This window comes from Ruegeria sp. AH12 (genome assembly GCF_056541465.1).
Window position 1 is genome coordinate 1 of record NZ_JBQFYL010000006.1, and the last position, 15300, is coordinate 15300.

17 protein-coding genes are annotated in these 15300 nt (G+C 56.4%); 7 read left to right on the forward strand and 10 right to left on the reverse strand.

Translation table 11 applies throughout. The features are described from left to right. On the forward strand, nt 1-185 hold a 185-nt coding region (locus ACR0EL_RS11290), incomplete at its 5' end, for a hypothetical protein (protein WP_480499973.1). Between the two features lie 97 nt (nt 186-282). After that, nucleotides 283-513, forward strand: a complete 231-nt coding sequence (locus tag ACR0EL_RS11295) for a hypothetical protein (RefSeq protein ID WP_480499974.1) — start codon at nt 283-285, stop codon at nt 511-513. A 249-nt stretch (nt 514-762) separates the two neighbouring features. On the opposite strand, the gene ACR0EL_RS11300 is transcribed toward ACR0EL_RS11295, so the two are convergent. Further along, nucleotides 763-1551, reverse strand: coding sequence for a VOC family protein (locus ACR0EL_RS11300; RefSeq protein ID WP_480499975.1), 789 nt, complete (start codon nt 1549-1551; stop codon nt 763-765). 366 nt (nt 1552-1917) lie between these two features. Next, the gene (locus ACR0EL_RS11305) at nt 1918-2343 is read right to left on the reverse strand and encodes a VOC family protein (protein WP_480499976.1); all 426 of its coding nucleotides are present in this window, start codon (nt 2341-2343) and stop codon (nt 1918-1920) included. 103 nt (nt 2344-2446) lie between these two features. Here ACR0EL_RS11305 and ACR0EL_RS11310 point away from each other — a divergent pair, with 103 nt between their 5' ends. Next, entirely contained in the window at nt 2447-3040 is a 594-nt protein-coding gene (locus ACR0EL_RS11310) for a TetR/AcrR family transcriptional regulator (protein WP_480499977.1), read from the forward strand. Between the two features lie 643 nt (nt 3041-3683). On the opposite strand, the gene ACR0EL_RS11315 is transcribed toward ACR0EL_RS11310, so the two are convergent. After that, nucleotides 3684-4832 (reverse strand): hypothetical protein, encoded by a 1149-nt coding sequence (locus tag ACR0EL_RS11315; RefSeq protein ID WP_480499978.1) that lies wholly within the window; start codon nt 4830-4832, stop codon nt 3684-3686. 254 nt (nt 4833-5086) lie between these two features. After that, complete coding sequence (locus ACR0EL_RS11320) at nt 5087-5977, reverse strand: AraC family transcriptional regulator (RefSeq protein WP_480499979.1); 891 nt, start codon at nt 5975-5977, stop codon at nt 5087-5089. A gap of 161 nt (nt 5978-6138) precedes the next feature. Between ACR0EL_RS11320 and ACR0EL_RS11325 the strand changes: the two genes are divergently transcribed. After that, nucleotides 6139-7092 carry an SDR family oxidoreductase gene (locus ACR0EL_RS11325; protein WP_480499980.1) on the forward strand — a complete coding sequence of 318 codons (954 nt, stop codon included), beginning with the start codon at nt 6139-6141 and terminating at the stop codon, nt 7090-7092. A 343-nt stretch (nt 7093-7435) separates the two neighbouring features. Here ACR0EL_RS11325 and ACR0EL_RS11330 read toward each other — a convergent pair whose 3' ends face one another. Further along, nucleotides 7436-9718: an adenosylcobalamin-dependent ribonucleoside-diphosphate reductase gene (locus ACR0EL_RS11330; RefSeq protein ID WP_480499982.1), complete on the reverse strand. Its 2283-nt coding sequence runs from the start codon at nt 9716-9718 to the stop codon at nt 7436-7438. Nucleotides 9719-9831: 113 nt separating this feature from the next. On the opposite strand from ACR0EL_RS11330, the gene ACR0EL_RS11335 reads away from it, so the two are divergent. Continuing rightward, nucleotides 9832-10263 (forward strand): DUF1489 family protein, encoded by a 432-nt coding sequence (locus ACR0EL_RS11335; protein ID WP_480500149.1) that lies wholly within the window; start codon nt 9832-9834, stop codon nt 10261-10263. On the opposite strand, the gene hisG is transcribed toward ACR0EL_RS11335, so the two are convergent. From hisG to hisS, 3 genes are read right to left on the reverse strand one after another with little or no spacing between them, the layout of a single operon-like run. Continuing rightward, nucleotides 10264-10953: an ATP phosphoribosyltransferase gene (hisG, locus tag ACR0EL_RS11340; RefSeq protein ID WP_480499983.1), complete on the reverse strand. Its 690-nt coding sequence runs from the start codon at nt 10951-10953 to the stop codon at nt 10264-10266. It abuts the gene before it with no gap. Continuing rightward, on the reverse strand, nt 10950-12038 hold the full coding sequence (locus ACR0EL_RS11345; RefSeq protein WP_480499984.1) for an ATP phosphoribosyltransferase regulatory subunit: 1089 nt from the start codon (nt 12036-12038) through the stop codon (nt 10950-10952). Before ACR0EL_RS11345 ends, hisG begins: the two co-directional genes overlap by 4 nt. A gap of 3 nt (nt 12039-12041) precedes the next feature. Further along, nucleotides 12042-13529 (reverse strand): histidine--tRNA ligase, encoded by a 1488-nt coding sequence (gene hisS, locus ACR0EL_RS11350; RefSeq protein ID WP_480499986.1) that lies wholly within the window; start codon nt 13527-13529, stop codon nt 12042-12044. Between the two features lie 125 nt (nt 13530-13654). Between hisS and ACR0EL_RS11355 the strand changes: the two genes are divergently transcribed. Next, complete coding sequence (locus ACR0EL_RS11355) at nt 13655-13849, forward strand: SlyX family protein (RefSeq protein ID WP_170536130.1); 195 nt, start codon at nt 13655-13657, stop codon at nt 13847-13849. Nucleotides 13850-13926: 77 nt separating this feature from the next. Beyond that, nucleotides 13927-14685, forward strand: coding sequence for an SDR family NAD(P)-dependent oxidoreductase (locus ACR0EL_RS11360; protein WP_480499987.1), 759 nt, complete (start codon nt 13927-13929; stop codon nt 14683-14685). A gap of 16 nt (nt 14686-14701) precedes the next feature. Here the strand turns inward: ACR0EL_RS11360 and ACR0EL_RS11365 are convergent, their stop codons facing one another. Together ACR0EL_RS11365 and ACR0EL_RS11370 are read right to left on the reverse strand one after the other, a co-directional pair. Continuing rightward, entirely contained in the window at nt 14702-15013 is a 312-nt protein-coding gene (locus tag ACR0EL_RS11365; RefSeq protein WP_480499988.1) for a hypothetical protein, read from the reverse strand. Between the two features lie 62 nt (nt 15014-15075). After that, the gene (locus tag ACR0EL_RS11370) at nt 15076-15291 is read right to left on the reverse strand and encodes a YMGG-like glycine zipper-containing protein (RefSeq protein WP_480499989.1); all 216 of its coding nucleotides are present in this window, start codon (nt 15289-15291) and stop codon (nt 15076-15078) included. Nucleotides 15292-15300: the final 9 nt, after the last annotated feature.

Here is a 15300-nt window from a genome sequence, read left to right on the forward strand (position 1 = left end):
TTGAGCTTATGTGCGTTCCTTACACGGAACCGGACGCCGACCTGGGTTCAACCCTGTCGGCCCTGAAGACCAACATTCCCGATGTAGATCGGTTTATCCGGACGCTCTACACGATCTGGCATGTGCCATCGGACATCTCACAGAAAATGACCGAGGCGCTGCGCACCACCGGGGCGCTGGACTAAGATCCGGCAGTCGAGAATTTAACGGTGACTCACTCTGCCCATCGTACGGCTGCCCGTAGGAAGGTTCTGAGATCGCAGTCAGACCCGGAAACGAACTATGCTTACTCTACCTCAGCGCCTTGATCTGATGAAACTGGCGACGGATATTGCAAAGACCAAAGCCAGCTTGTCCGAGGAAAAGCCGGCGAAACTGGAAGAGGAAGTCCTTTCTATATTCGAGCTGCTCAAGCCAAGTATAGAAAGCGGCAGCGCCTTTGAGAACACCAGCATGTCCGATGTAAAAACCGCGGTTGATGTCGCCTCGACCATTGACGGTTTTCTGGAATAGCCGGCCTTTCTTCACAAACCCAAACAATGCCGTTTCGCATCAATATGTTGCGCGCTTACAATTCCAACAACTGTCAAGTGCGATCGCCCCAATCCGAACCTTAAGCATAGTTCTCTTACACGACGGTAGCGGCACGCTTTCCTGTATTCGCTGCGATTGCGAAAGCTAGCACCAAGATCGGATTTGAGGTTTTTGGCCCACTTGAGGATGCCGTTATAAACAATGGACTGCGAACCTTACGACCGAGCATCAAATCTGGACGACACAGCACAATGCCCCAGTTGCATCGCAAGCCAGACCTTTCTCAATAGTGTTTTTATTATTCTGATGAAGAGCAAACACCGAACCTGGGCCCGAGTTGATCTTGCTCAGTGCTTTTTCGAGAAATTGGACGCGAACACCCGGCGCCCACGCAACGTTGTTGTTGGGAGCTGCAGGTTCCGCTGGACATATCGCCAACACGTCCTTATTCAAACTAATCAGTCTCTGTGACGAAGGTACATTTCTAGCAGGTGAGAGATTCCATCCGAACATTTGGTGGTAGAAGTTGTCCGGGAATGCACCGCTACGGGATAGGTAGTGTTCGTGCGTAAACTGACGAGCGGGGACAGGATAGTCGTGACGCGAAACTGATATACCGAAGAACGCGCCAAGCGGATCACGTAAGAGGCAGTTCTGACCAACCCCTGGAACTTCAAAGGGCGGTTTCACTACCGATCCTTCAAGCTTGACGGCGAGTTTGGCAGCCTGATCTACGTCTTCGACCTCAATATAAGGAATCCAGCCTTCAAAGGGCACCTGATTTTGAGAAACGACCCCGGCCCCTGCCTCTCCATCGAGAGTGGCGAGGACAAAATCTCGATGGCCGCCGCCCCATGCGAAATCTGTGGCGTGTTCGACAATATAGCTCCAACCTGCCACGCTTTCGTAAAATGACCTGGAAGCTTCCACATCAGGCGTGAAAAGATCGTGCCAGACAATTCGGCCATCTTTTTCTTTTGTCACCGCGACTTCATCCAAACTGCTTCCGTTCGCCATAACTCTCGCTTGCGGTCCAAATATTGATGCAGATCAATTTGCGCGGTTCTGGTCCGTGAAGTCACTTAATTCAGTGGCTCCGTTGGCGGTCAGCCATTCTGCAAACTTACCCATAGCATCCGTTGCGGGGCGATCCGAAGGCTAGGCGAAGCAATATTTACCAGCGTTAACGGCTTCACTGAAGGGTTGTATCAGGCGGCCGTGTTCGATGTAGCGTTCGAACATGGGCACAGGTAACAAGGCCGCCCCCGGTACCAAAGGTGGCCAACTCGGCAAGGGCCGCTTATCTGTCCAGAATTGGTCCCTTTACACGCGGGCAAATCGATCCAACTGCTTCGAACCAACCTGGCCATCCGGCACCCTGAATTACGACGGTACTGCGTCGGCTGCATATTGAGACAGGAATTCCTCTGAGGGTGGGATCTGAGTGATGACATCAATCAGTACCCCGTTTGGATCGCGATATATCGCATGGCGTTGGCCAAACGGCTCGCTCACAAGTGACTTTGCCACCGGAACTCCTTCCGACCGAAGTCGTTCATCCACTTTGTCGACATCCTCGACTTCAAAGTTGAGGATCATACCCGTAGACGCACCGCGGGAAACCTCTGGGATCGTCTCGTGGTCTGACTGGACGACCGCGAGATTGACCGACGGATCCGCTTCACTTTGTAGATGCACATACCAATCCGCCTCGAACGCTGCGCGGAAGCCAAAATGACGTTTGTAGAACTCTGCCGTCTCAGAAACCGATTCAGACTGAATGACCGGATAATATTGGATGACGCGCATTTTTGATCTCCTTAACTTACATGCACTGTGTATGTATCATCAATTTGCAAATACATGCAAGATGTATGTAAGGTGCTTGTAGTGATAATCGGAGCCGTTAAATTTGCCCCCAGAAAAACCCGCCCGACGCAGCCAGGCAGACCGACGCGCCGAAACGCGTGCCAAACTCGTAGAGGCTGCCCGAGAACTGTTTGTGAATTCGGGATTTGCCGATACTGCAACCCCAGACATCGTACGTAAGGCCAGCGTAACCCGCGGCGCGCTGTATCATCATTTCAAGGACAAGGCTGATCTTTTCCGCGCCGTCGCAGAAGAGGAGGCCAAAGCAATCTCACACCATATTGACCAGGAAACGCGCAATGTGGCCGATCCCGAACAGGCCATGGTGACAGGATCGAATGCCTTTTTTGAAGCGATGTTGGTCCCAGGCCGAGTACGCCTCCTGATGGAAGAGGCCCCAGCGGTATTAGGGCACAGCACCGCTGTCGCGTTGACCCGGGCCAATGGAACAGAAGAACTTCGTGAAGGGCTTTCGCGGGCTCTTCCTGAGCATTCCCCAAAACAGATCGATGCTTTGACTAATTTGTTGTCGGCCGCGTTTGATCGCGCCGCGCTAGAGATCGCCTATGGGGGCGATCCGAACGTCTACAAAGAGGTTATGAACCATTTGATTGGTGAAGTGCTCAAGGGCAACTAGCAGACCTCGGAAGCCCCGCAGTATGGGTCCCTACCACTTTTTCCGTGAACTACTCGACAAAAGCGGTCATCCATCAATTGATTTGAATGCTGCGTCGCAGCCCGTCGAAGCTGCCGTTCGCTGCGTGCGCAATAATCGAGCTTTGGCGAAGGTAGTCGCACTTGAAATCAATGGAATGAGGTTTTCCTTCAGGAAACGTTTACCACTCTGCTATCCCTAGCGAGACAAAAAGGATCCCAATCACAATCATCCCAACTATCGACAATATTGCGATGGTCTGCGCTGCTTCTTTGTCATCTTCGTGGAACAGGACCTGACCGCCGCATTTTGGGCAAGGCTTGCGGCCCATGTTTTTGAATGTTCGCCTTGTGACCCAACCGCACTTGGAACACTGACCTTTCATTTTGTCCTGGTAAGACATCGGGCCTCTCCATGTTTCTCGGCTAATTTCTTCACAGGTTCAGTATGTAAGCAACATCCACCAGTTGCCTCAATTCCCCTCAACGGCCCATTGCTGACAATTGACTATCATTTTCGTGCCGCAATGCAGCTTCCCAAAAGAGGACGCTAGTGAAGTTTGCGAGTTGCCAAAAGGCGAAGGCTGCAGGACACATCCAACAGCCTCCTGTCTTGCGGTCTTTGGCTATTCTACTGATTTATCTGATTTTTGGCTGGCGTAAGCTTTGAGCATCAATTCCGTGTACTCCACAGTGCTGGAGGTATGCTCTCCCAAACCAGGCCAAGCAAAAGGCAACTCCCGTAGGCAAATCTCTTGCTCCACCCTCACTCCGAGAAGAGCCCCTACTGCCAGAGCGGACACAGGTTCCTTCAGTTCCGGCCAAAGGTCTACATCAAAGGTGATCCAAACGTCATTGTCATCGTCAACGGATATTTCTGCAAACAGTGCCCCCAAACGCTCGCTTGCGTTTGAAGCATCTTCCACAAGTGCGCTTCGGATCAAAAGTGTAATTTTTTCTGGATCAAGTTCTAATTTCAGCCGTGTGTCTCTGACATCAACAATTAAGTCAGGCCTCTCAGGAATGTCGTTGTCCGCAATTGGTTTGGATCGCGCACCACCGTCTTTAAGCCACCAAGCATTCTCGTGGATATCGAGTGGAGAGGCGACACAAGTTGGGCAATGCCAAAGTCTCTTCGCAATCTGATTGCCCGTCATCGATGAGTCACAATGCAGGCAATACCATTTATTCGATTCAGCACCACTGATCGGATGACGGACGACACCTTCTTTATCAGGTTTTGTAGACCGTCTCGGCCAGTCTGACGCAATACCGGCACGAACTTGTTCCGCACGTTTGAGTGCAATAACAAGTGCCTGTTTCTGAAACTTCGGTTCGTGAACGGGTGCCTGATGTTCGATCTGCTCAGCGATCTCAAGACGAGGTGCCTTGTTCGGTGCTTCCGGTAAGTGAAGGTGCCATCCCGTCCCGTACAAGTGAACATCGCCCAGTGAAACTGAGATTTGGTATTCGTGCCCGTCGATCTTTCCGTGTTGAACATCGTTTTCGAAAATCGAGGTTTGAATAAAAGAGCCATGTTTGGGTCGGCCGGCTTCATCTCCAGGAAGAGAGTTTATGAGCAGGCTTTCTATGCTCGACAGTTGCGCCTGCGTTGGAAGCCAACCTGTTCTGTGCTCCTTTGTGACGTCGTTCCAATGTGGGAACCCAAGCTGCCTGGCAACAAAGTCACGTGCTTGGTGTAAAGGAACCTGTTGCGCTCGTGCATAACGCTTTGAAAGTTCTTTCAGTTTTTTTAGTGAATGTGTCGGTTTCATGATCCATATCCGAACTGGATCCGAAAAGGTGCCCGCTGCTTATCGGACCCTGCCAACGGCATGGTATCCAAAATACTAACTTCGCGTTGCTTTGCTTCGCATGGCGGGCACACCGGCCTACGCGTCAGGCCAACCACACTGTCCGATGATAACTGAGGAAGGTCAAGCGGCCCATACCGGTCACTCAACCATGGATCAGAATGCTGCACTCGCATCCCGGTTTCCGGACATTCGCCACAAGCTTGAAATGCCAGTTAGCTGAGTAGTTCTGGGGTCTGCGCCGCATGGCTCCATTGCCGGGGCGACTGGCCGTACATCCGTTTGAACTCACGGCTGAATTGAGAAGAGCTTTGATAGCCCACGTCCCAGGCTGCCTCCGACACGGTCTTTCCTTCGGCAATCCTCATGGCGGCGTTGTTCAGCCGCATGGATTTCACGAACTGAATCGGGGACATTGTCGTGGCTGCCTTGAACCGCCGATGAAAGACCGCGCGGCTCATGCCGACGTGGTCCGCCATATCGTCGATGGTCACTTGCTCGTTCATGTGGGTTGAGAGGTAGTCGATGGTGCGCGCGATTTCGTTGCCGACGCCAAAGGCCCGTCTTGCGGCGGACTCGGCCTCGCCCACGAGCACTGCGTAACACAACTCGCGCATTCGCCCTTGCCCGAGCACCTCCAGATCAACCGGATTGTCGAGCAGATCGAGAAGCCGCAGCAGTGCCTGTGTGAAACCACTATCCCAGGACGCCAATGCCAAAGCCGATGGCGCGCCGTCCCGCGATTGTCTGTTGCCACCAGCAGCGGTCTCAATCTCCATGGTGAGCTCGCGCATCATCCGCGGCTCCAGCGCAATCACCACGCCAAGCAGAGGATCGTCCTTGGACGCCAATGGCGTGCCCGCCTCCACCGGTAAAGTCATGGGGCACAGCAGGTATTTGTCGCTGCCATAGACGTGGTGCTTACCGTCCAGAACAGCTTCTTTGCTGCCACTGAGAATAGCCACCACCGTGGGCTCATAGACAGCAGGCACGCAGGGCACGGCCTCGGTCACCCGGAAAAGCTGGACACCTTTCAACGCGGTATCGACGAGGCCTGCCTTTGGTAGACGTCGCTCGATAAGGTCTTTGATCTGGTCTTTGCTCATGCAATCTAACTGGCAGAGGACTTTCATCTTTGCAATGGGGTTGAGACGATTGGGCAAGTAATCGAGAGTATATCGCCTGTTTCCGCGCCCAGTCAGGTTCTATCTGTGCCTTCAAGCAACAACACCTCAAACCGCCAGTTTGGGCTGGCAGGAGACAGAAAATGGCAGACACGACATTCGGACCCAAAGGCTGGACACCCGAGCGCCTCGGCGACCAGTCAGACAAGACCTACATCATCACTGGCGCCAATGCTGGCGCAGGCTTTCAAGCAACGCGCATATTGTTGAAGAAGAACGCCAAGGTGGTGATGCTGAACCGCTCAACCGAGAAATCCGAGGCGGCAATCGCAGAGTTGAAACAGGAATTCGGCACAAAAGCCGACGTAAGCTTCATCCGCATGGACCTGTCCGTTTTAGACAGCGTGCGCGAGGCCGCTGAAGAGGTCCTGAAGACGGTGCCTCGGATCGACGCGCTGATCAACAACGCCGCCATCGCGCAGGTGCCGACGCGCAAGCTGACCGTCGACGGGTTCGAAAGCCAGCTTGGCACCAACCACTACGGACATTTTCTGCTCAATGGCCTGCTCTTTGACCGCATCGCGGAAAGCAAAGGCCGGATCGTGGTCGTCGCCAGCCTGGGCTACAACATGGGTCTCAAGACCATCAAGTTCGACGACATGAACTGGGACGACGGCTATGGCGCGAACACCGCCTATTCGCAGAGCAAGCTGGCGCAGATGATGTTTGCCTACGAATTGCAGGACCGTCTGGCCGCAGCGGGGCGCAAGGATGTCGAGGTCTTCGTCTGCCATCCGGGCTCGTCGGCTACGTCGCTGATAACCACCAGCGGAAGCCGCACGATGCGTTTCATCTGGTGGCTGATGACCAAGACGCCGATGGTCCAGACTGCGGAACAGGGCTCATACCCTGAAGTCATGTGCGCGACCGAAGAGGCCCTGACCGAGCAACGCGCCCTCTATGGTCCGACAGGCCGAATGGAAGCAGTCGGCCCGGTCGGCAAAGGCACACTGAACGCCCACGCCCATGACAAAGCTGTCATGTCGCGTCTTTGGGAGGTGTCCGAAATAGCCGTGGGATCTAAGTGGCAACTCTGATCCCATTGCCACGGTCACCGGCACCGGCAAGGCAAATGTACACCGGTTGGGCCTAGAGGACGGGACAATGTGAATGCAGCGCGCAGTAAGGGTCGCTCTTCGAAAGCGGGCAAGCTCGGAACGGGAACTCAAGTGCAGCGAATGCCCGCTTCCCGCCCCTTGTATCAAAGCCTGATAATGTCGTCAGCCCAGTACCATCTCATTCGTCTGTCCTTTTTAGACTAGCGAACGGCCCCGGAAGAAATCCGAGGCCGTATTCTCATATCACCAGCCAAAATGATCTATTGAAACGTTTAGGTCATGTCCTATGAAACGCCACATCCACACCTAGATGATGCACAGCCTATCCGCATTTGGAATGCCCGCAACTCCTACAAGTCATGCACCCCTCAATCATCACCATGTCAAACTGCCCGCAAGAAGGGCAGGCCTTGCCGCGCGGGGCGTCCATGTTCACAACCTGCGCCTGAGGGTCGGATTTCAGCCCCATCCCCTCGCCTTCCAGAAAGCCGATATTGACCATGTGCTGTTCGATGACACCACCAATGGCCGCCAAAATCGAAGGGATATACTTGCCTTTCACCCAGGCCCCGCCACGGGGATCGAAGACAGCCTTTAGCTCTTCCACAACGAATGACACATCCCCGCCTCGGCGGAACACGGCCGAGATCATTCGAGTCAGGGCAAGGGTCCAGGCGTAATGCTCCATATTCTTCGAGTTGATGAACACCTCAAACGGCCGGCGGCGGCCTGCGATTACGATGTCGTTGATAGTCAGATAGATCGCGTGTTCGCTGTCCGGCCATTTCAGCTTGTAGGTCGACCCCTCCAAAGATTGCGGGCGGTCCAGCGGCTCGGACATGTAAATCACATCGCCACCATCCACCTCATGCGGTGCGCTGGCGCTTTCACCCGGTGCAGTGTCTTCGCTCTCGGAAACGGTCAGAACCGACCCTGTCACGTCGTTGGGTCGATAGGTGGTGCAGCCTTTGCAACCCTGATCCCAGGCCTGCATGTAAACGTCCTTAAAGGCGTCAAAGCTGATATCTTCCGGGCAGTTGATCGTCTTGGAGATTGAACTGTCGATCCATTTCTGCGCCGCCGCCTGCATTTTCACATGATCAGACGGCGACAGAGTCTGCGCGTTGACGAAGTAATCCGGCAGTTCGGTATCACCAAACTTGTCGCGCCACATCTGGACGGCATAATCCACCACTTCTTCCTCGGTGCGCGAGCCATCTTTCTGCAGCACCTTGCGGGTGTAGGCATAGGCAAAGACCGGTTCGATCCCTGACGACACGTTGCCAGCATAGAGAGAAATCGTCCCCGTCGGCGCGATCGAGGTCAGCAGCGCGTTTCGGATTCCGTGTTCGCGGATCGCATCCCGCACATCCTCGTCCATCTGCTGCATCGTGCCACTGGCCAGATACTTCTCGGCATCGAACAGCGGGAACGCCCCTTTTTCCTTCGCCAAGTCGACCGACGCCAGATACGCGGCGCGGGCGATGCTGTGCAACCAGCGTTCGGTCTGACGCGCCGCCTCGTCCGAGCCATAGCGCAGGCCCAGCATCAACAGCGCATCGGCCAGCCCGGTGACGCCCAATCCGATACGGCGTTTATCCTGCGCTTCGGCCTCTTGTTCGACCAGAGGAAATTTGGATGCGTCTACCACGTTGTCCATCATGCGGACAGCGGTGGCGACCAACTCTTGCAGAGCTGCTTCATCCAGATGCGCCGCCTCCTCAAACGGCTCCGCCACCAATCGGGCCAAATTGATCGAACCCAACAGGCACGCACCATAGGGTGGCAGTGGCTGTTCACCACAGGGGTTGGTTGCCGCGATGGTTTCAACATAGCTGAGGTTATTGGCCTGATTGATCCGGTCGATGAAGATCACGCCGGGCTCGGCATAGTCATATGTGGCCTGCATGATCTTGTTCCACAGATCACGCGCTTGCACGGTGTGATAGACCTTGCCATCGAACACCAACTCCCATGGGCCATCGGCCTTGACGGCTTCCATAAAAGGATCAGTCACCAGCACGGACATGTTGAACATGCGCAAGCGCGCGGGGTCAGATTTGGCGGTGATGAACTGTTCGATATCCGGGTGATCGCAGCGCATGGTTGCCATCATCGCCCCGCGGCGCGAGCCTGCAGACATGATGGTCCGACACATGGCATCCCAGACATCCATGAACGACAACGGCCCTGATGCGTCCGCTGCCACCCCGTGTACATCCGCACCACGCGGGCGAATAGTCGAGAAATCGTAACCGATCCCGCCACCCTGTTGCATGGTCAGGGCCGCCTCTCTCAGCATGTCGAAGATACCGCCCATGCTGTCCGGGATCGTGCCCATGACAAAGCAGTTGAACAGGGTCACCTGACGCGCGGTGCCTGCCCCGGCAGTAATGCGACCGGCGGGCAGATATTTGAAATCCTCCAGCGCTTCATAGAACTTGCCTTCCCATTGCGCGGGGTCTTTTTCCACCCGGGCCAGATCGCGGGCTATGCGCCGCCAGCTGTCTTCGACCGTCTGATCAATGGGCGTGCCATCCGCTTGTTTAAAGCGGTATTTCATATCCCAGATTTGCTCGGCGATGGGGGCGGCAAAGCGGCTCATTGGTGATTCCCTATCTGAAAGAGGTATTCAGAGTACCATCCACAACACCTTGATGACAATCGTACATGAGCTACAATGGATTGATAGTCGATGGACGACTCTGTGGGCAAGCTGTGGATAAATACGTAAACCTCATCAAACTTTCAGTTGGGTCAGACAGCGTGGACACGTTGCAGGCCTGGCAGGACAGTCGCAAACCGCTGTATGAGGATGGCTGCCCGCGCCATGTCACCCGAATGTGGCCCAAGCGCGAAGCCGAGATTCTGAATGGCGGGTCCATCTACTGGGTCATCAAGGGTGTCGTCCAATGTCGCCAACGTATCCTGCGGCTGGACGAGGTACGCGGCGAGGATGGTATCCGTCGCTGCGCCATAGTGCTGGACCCCGAGGTACATCGCACCCAAAACGCCCTGAAACGCCCCTTTCAGGGCTGGCGTTATCTCAAACCCGAAGACACACCCGCCGACCTACCCAAAAACCGCGCGCAGGAGGACGCCCTGCCCGACGATCTGAACCGCGCGCTCGCTGAAATCGGCGTTCTGTAGCTACTGCAACCGCTCTAGCAATTCGCTCAGAACCGCTTTGTCGGCCGCATCAAGCTTGGCCACCCGGCTGCGCCACAACGTCGCCTGCGATTGCAAGATCAGCCCATCCGACAGAACCTTGAGGTGGTTGGCCCGCAGTGTTTCTCCGGTGGAGGTGATATCGGCGATTGCTTCAGCGGTTTCGTTCATCACCGTGCCTTCGGTCGCGCCCTGACTATCGACCAGAGTGTAATCCGCGACGCCCGCATCGGTCAGAAACTCGCGCACCAGCCGGTGGAATTTGGTGGCAATCCGCAGCCGGTGACCATGCACCTTGCGGAATGCGGCAGCTGCTGCATCCAGATCGTCCAACGTATCGACATCGACCCAGCAGGCCGGAGTTGCAATGATCAGGTCGGCCCGACCAAAGCCCAGCGCTGAAACCTCGGCAACCTGCTGTTCCCAGCGCGGCAGCTTTTCCTGCACCAGATCGTTGCCAGTCACGCCCAGATGAATACGGCCCGAAGCCAGTTCACGCGGGATTTCCCCGGCCGAGAGCAGGATCAGCGAAACCCCGTCGACGCCGTCTACCGTTCCGGCATATTCCCGATCCGATCCGCTGCGAGACAGGATAATGCCGCGCTTTTCGAACCACGAGAATGTCTTGTCCATCAACCGGCCTTTCGAGGGCACGCCCAGCTTCACACTCATCGCGCGGCCTCCTCGATGTCCAGCATCAGGTCGGGTCGGATCACGCCACCAATTGCGGGGATTTCAGACCCGTCACCCAATTGCCGTGTCAGCGCGTCATAACGCCCACCGGTGGCAATTGGCGGCAGATCAGGTCGGCCCTCGGCATAGAAGCCAAAAACAAACCCATCGTAGTATTCCATCGAGGTCCGGCCATAGGACGCCTCGAAATCCAGCCGTTCGACATCCACGCCGCGCGCCTGCAACGCTGCTATACGCTCCTCAAGTCGGTCTAGGGCTGGGGTGATCTGCGGCAGATCGACCGCCACATCCCGCAGCTGTTCCAGCGCGAAGGGCATCGTCTCGCGTACATTCAACAGGGTCTCCAGCCCGACCAACTCATTGTCAGCAATGGGCGGCGCAATGCGATCCTCGCGCAGGGCTTCGATCCGTTCGACAATCTCTGGCGCTCGGCGCTTGCCGATCATCGGAAAATCGAACGACAGCGGGTCAGTGGAATCCAGCAGAGCATCGCGCGCTTCAGACCCAGACTTGCGACCTGCGTACCGATCCAACAGAGTACGGAACCGGCGCGGCCGCCACAGATGGCGCATCAACGCCGCCTTTCGGCGGTCTGTTGTACGTAACCCTTCGACGGCGGCAATCAGAATTCCAATATCCCCTGTTGCCGCGCGCAGAGGCAGCCCGCGCAATTGCAAAGCGATGAGCGAAAACACCTCGGCATCCGCCCCCGCCACATCGTCGCGGTCAAACACCTCATAGCCGACCTGAATATACTCATTAGATCGGTCCGGATCATGCTCCTGACGGCGAAAGACCTCTCCGGAATAGGTATACCGCGCAGGTTCAGCGCCGTCGCGCATGTGCATTTGCACCACCGGCAAGGTAAAGTCCGGGCGCAACATCTGTTCGCCCCGCAGCGCATCCGAAGTGATGTAAGCGCGTCCGCGAATATCCTCACCATAAAGGTCCAGCAACGTATCTGCCGATTGCAACAGCGGCGTATCTACCACCTGAGCACCCGCAGCCTCAAAACGGACACGCATCATTGCAGCGCGGGCCTGTATCTGGGAACGGTTGGCCATGGCTCAGTCCTGACTGTCCAGAATTTCACGCACCTTGGCGACCAGATCAGTACGCGGCACTTCGAATTGACTGGGCCGCTCTTTCCATTCCTCAAGCGTGGCGCTTTCGGCGATCTTGGCCCCCAGGATCAGGTCCTTGATCTGGACGATCCCGTTGGCCTTTTCGTCGCCGCCTTCAATCACTGCAATCGGAGAGTTCCGCTTGTCCGCATATTTCAACTGGTTGCCGAAGTTCTTCGGGTTACCCAGATAAACTTCAGCCCGGATACCCGCGTTGCGCAGTTCGGCAACCATCGCCTGATAGTCGGCCATGCGGTCGCGATCCATGACTGTGACGACCACCGGACCTGTGGCTTGCGCACTCAAACGGCCTTTTTCGCGCAGGGCGGCCAGCAGTCGATCAACACCGATGGAGATACCTGTCGCTGGCACTTCCTGCCCGGTAAACCGTTTGACCAGATCGTCATAGCGCCCACCGCCCGAGACCGAGCCGAACTGCCGCTTGCGGCCTTTCTCGTCGAAAATCTCAAAGGTCAGTTCTGCCTCGTAAACCGGACCTGTGTAGTAGCCGAGACCACGGACGACCGAAGGATCAATCTCAATCCGATCCGATCCGTACCCGCCGGCATCCAGCAGCGCGCCGATCTGTTCCAGCTCGGCAATCCCCTCTGCACCGATCTTGCTGTCGCCTACAGCGGCGCGCAAGTTGGTCAGCGTACCGGACGTATCCACAGCTTTGGACGTCAGGAAGGCAATGACCGGCTCGGCCTGATCTTCGCTGAGACCTACGCCATCAATAAACGCACCAGAGGCATCCAGTCGCCCTTTGGTCAGCAGCTCGCGGACGCCCGCCTCCCCCACCTTGTCGAACTTGTCGATGGTGCGCAGGACATTGTCGCGGGCGGCAGCATCTTCGCCCAATCCCATCGCCTCTAGCACACCGTTCAGAACTTTGCGATTGTTCACCCGCACAAGATAGTCGCCACGCGGGATGCCGACCTCTTCCAGCGTATCCGACAGCATCGCACAGATCTCGGCGTCGGCAGCCATCGAGGCGGTGCCCACCGTATCCGCATCACATTGATAAAACTGACGATACCGCCCCGGCCCCGGCTTTTCGTTGCGCCAGACCGGCCCCATCGCATAGCGGCGATAGGGTGTGGGCAGATCATTGCGGTGCTGCGCGTAAACACGAGCCAGAGGTGCGGTCAGGTCATAGCGCAGGGCCATCCAATCGCCATTCCCGCCTTCGTCAAACTCCTGCCACGCAAACACACCCTCATTCGGGCGATCCACATCCGGAAGGAACTTGCCCAGCGCCTCAACCGTCTCAACCGCGCTGCTCTCCAAGGCGTCGAACCCATAGCGATGATAGACACCCGCAATCGTCCGCAGCATCTCGGTGCGCTGCGTGACTTCCTCGCCGAAATAGTCACGGAACCCTTTCGGCGTCACGGCCTTGGGGCGGGGCTGTTTCTTGGGCTTGGCCATTTGGGGCGTCCTTGGGGCATAGTATTACGCGCGCGGTCTATCCCATGGCCCGCATCGGGGCAAGGCGGGGTTTCGCTGGCATTGGGTCTTGCGGAGGGCTATGACCAACCCAGAAGGAGACCACAATGCAGCATCTGGAAGAACAGATCGCCCATCTGTCGCGCACGGTTGAGGAGTTGAACACGGTTGTCACCCGGCAACAAAGCGAGATCGACCGCCTGACCAGACGGGTTGAGATGCTGCTACAGCGCGAGGCGGAACGAGCACAGGAAGGCTCGGGCGGGGTCGTGTTCGGCGATGAACGGCCCCCGCATTATTGACCCTTGATTGAGTGTCAAACGTTGCGCTTGCCCGCACCCAAACGACCCCACTGCGATTCACTAACAGGAGAGACCCTATGGCACAGAAACTCGCTTTGGTAACGGGTGCCGCGCGCGGGATCGGTCTAGCAACCACCAAACTGTTTCTGGCGGACGGGTGGAAGGTCGCGATGATCGATCGGGACGCGGAAACACTAGCTCTGGCAGCCAATGAGCTTGATGATGCCCTACCCATTGTTGCCGATGTTTCGGACCCGGAGCAGGTGGACGGCATGACAAAGGCCGTCTTACACGAATTCGGTCGAATAGACACCTTGGTGAACAATGCCGGGGTTGCGGACTTCGGACCGATCGAACAACACGGCTTTGAGATGTGGCGCCGGGTTATGGAAACAAATCTGGATGGGGTCTTTTTGGTGTCTCAGGCCGCGATACCCGCACTGAAAGAAAGTCGGGGCGCAATCGTCAGCATTGCGTCAATCTCGGGCCTGCGGGCAAGCACCCTGCGCGTTGCTTATGGAACGTCAAAGGCCGGTGTCATCCATCTGACCAAACAGCAAGCCGCTGAGCTGGGTGAATATGGCATTCGCGCCAACTGCGTCTGCCCCGGTCCGGTCCGCACCAAGCTTGCCATGGCCGTTCACACGCCCGAAATCATCTCTGCCTATCATGACGCCATACCTCTGAACCGCTACGGCTCGGAAGGCGAGATCGCGCAGGTGATCTTTTTCCTGTGTTCGGACAAGGCCAGCTATGTGACAGGTCAAGTGATTGCATCAGATGGTGGCTTCGACAGTACAGGCGTCGGCTTGCCTGCCTTACGAGCGTCCGACTGAGCGGCCGGCCCCAAGTTCACAACCCCAGCGTTGTTTTTACCGCATTGTCGACCACGCCGCCTAACAAGGCATCCTTGTCCTCGGCACAGCCCTCTCTCAAAGCTGCGATGAACGTCTCTCGCAGCTGGGCTTTGTCCTCATCCGAACCGGCGTGATCGTTGATATCGATCTGACGGTTATAGATCGACAGAGCTGTCATCTTTTCGACGATCGCATAGATAAACGTCTCATCGCCATCAGCCTCTTCCACCACACTGGCGCAGGTGTGATACATCAGAGGCAGCGCATCCTGCACCATCTGTTCAGCGGCTTCATCAGCAAGGGTCATGCCCGGCAGAGCTAAGATTAAGCTGGCCAATACGGGTTTAAACGGGTTCACTCGCATGGCTCTCATTTCCAGTTATGCCCAATGAAGGCCCCGGCCACGCCACCAATCGCGGCGCCCTTGCCGTCGCCCAAAAGCGCGCCGACCCCGGCCCCGATCAAAGCGCCTTCGATGGTGTTCCTTTTTTTCTTCTTGTCATCCGCCACTGCCGCCGAAGCCAGCGCCAGCGACGCCACAACTGCCAGTGCAAGTGATCGAATCACCAGGCCTGAAACCGCCATAAGGATGCC

Excerpts from the sequence above, each read along its gene's own strand:
- ACR0EL_RS11345 (WP_480499984.1), bottom strand. The coding sequence starts at position 12,038 with ATGGCCAACCGTTCCCAGATACAGGCCCGCGCTGCAATGATGCGTGTC.
- ACR0EL_RS11330 (WP_480499982.1), bottom strand. The coding sequence starts at position 9,718 with ATGAGCCGCTTTGCCGCCCCCATCGCCGAGCAAATCTGGGATATGAAA.
- ACR0EL_RS11355 (WP_170536130.1), top strand. The coding sequence starts at position 13,655 with ATGCAGCATCTGGAAGAACAGATCGCCCATCTGTCGCGCACGGTTGAG.
- hisG (WP_480499983.1), bottom strand. The coding sequence starts at position 10,953 with ATGAGTGTGAAGCTGGGCGTGCCCTCGAAAGGCCGGTTGATGGACAAG.
- ACR0EL_RS11295 (WP_480499974.1), top strand. The coding sequence starts at position 283 with ATGCTTACTCTACCTCAGCGCCTTGATCTGATGAAACTGGCGACGGAT.
- ACR0EL_RS11315 (WP_480499978.1), bottom strand. The coding sequence starts at position 4,832 with ATGAAACCGACACATTCACTAAAAAAACTGAAAGAACTTTCAAAGCGT.
- hisS (WP_480499986.1), bottom strand. The coding sequence starts at position 13,529 with ATGGCCAAGCCCAAGAAACAGCCCCGCCCCAAGGCCGTGACGCCGAAA.
- ACR0EL_RS11370 (WP_480499989.1), bottom strand. The coding sequence starts at position 15,291 with ATGGCGGTTTCAGGCCTGGTGATTCGATCACTTGCACTGGCAGTTGTG.
- ACR0EL_RS11305 (WP_480499976.1), bottom strand. The coding sequence starts at position 2,343 with ATGCGCGTCATCCAATATTATCCGGTCATTCAGTCTGAATCGGTTTCT.
- ACR0EL_RS11320 (WP_480499979.1), bottom strand. The coding sequence starts at position 5,977 with ATGAGCAAAGACCAGATCAAAGACCTTATCGAGCGACGTCTACCAAAG.
- ACR0EL_RS11325 (WP_480499980.1), top strand. The coding sequence starts at position 6,139 with ATGGCAGACACGACATTCGGACCCAAAGGCTGGACACCCGAGCGCCTC.
- ACR0EL_RS11300 (WP_480499975.1), bottom strand. The coding sequence starts at position 1,551 with ATGGCGAACGGAAGCAGTTTGGATGAAGTCGCGGTGACAAAAGAAAAA.
- ACR0EL_RS11360 (WP_480499987.1), top strand. The coding sequence starts at position 13,927 with ATGGCACAGAAACTCGCTTTGGTAACGGGTGCCGCGCGCGGGATCGGT.
- ACR0EL_RS11365 (WP_480499988.1), bottom strand. The coding sequence starts at position 15,013 with ATGACCCTTGCTGATGAAGCCGCTGAACAGATGGTGCAGGATGCGCTG.